This is a genomic window from Pseudoalteromonas sp. AWH4_217 (assembly GCF_056161105.1).
In genome coordinates this window covers 1-743 of record NZ_JBSWYM010000058.1, presented here as the reverse complement: position 1 = coordinate 743, position 743 = coordinate 1, and the positions used below count along the sequence as shown (strand labels likewise).

Here is a 743-nt window from a genome sequence, read left to right as displayed (position 1 = left end):
CCAATCGCGATGGACGAAGGTCTACGTTTCGCGATCCGTGAAGGTGGCCGTACAGTTGGTGCTGGTGTTGTTGCAACTATCGTTGAGTAATCAACAGTAGTGATGCAATAAGCATTATAAAAAAGGTCACTTCGGTGGCCTTTTTTAATGCCTGAGTGAAAGTCATCATGTGAAGGTGGCTCTCTCTACAGGGCAATGTTGGTGCTTGTAGCTACAATCGTAGAATAATCTACAGATTGCAGTAACACTGTGAGAAAGGTCGTTTCCTTGTAAAAGGTGCGGCCTTTATTCATGCCTGAAAGATGAGAGAAGTAACGGGTTCAGTTAAATTGGCTCATTTCACCTTTTTGAAAGGGGAATATCTGTTCGAAAACATATCAAAAAACACCTTTTTGTTTGTATTTTGTCCGAACGCACCGTTTTTCTCACTTTTCTTCAAAAAAGAGGTTGCGCTGGGTTTCGATTTCCCTATAATGCGCATCCACCGACACGGGGCACAACGCTGAAAAGCAACGAGTCAACGAGTTGGAAGTCAAATAAAACTTAGCTTTGAATGCTTCGAAAGAAAAATCAAAATTAAGTGTTGACTTAAGACGGGAAGTGATTAGAATTCACAACCCTCAGCGCTAACAACGCAGCGACATTAAGTCGCACTGTTCTTTAAAAATATGAAGCAATCATCTGTGTGGGCACTCGTACAGGTTGAGTTCTAACAGCAGATTCTAGTTCGCTAGATGACGCAA

1 protein-coding gene is annotated in these 743 nt (G+C 42.1%); it reads left to right on the top strand.

Features of this window, described 5'->3' with window-relative positions:
• The coding region (locus ACXAH1_RS24650) for an EF-Tu C-terminal domain-related protein (protein WP_475200245.1) at positions 1-90 on the top strand (90 nt) is incomplete at its 5' end.
• Positions 91-743: the final 653 nt, after the last annotated feature.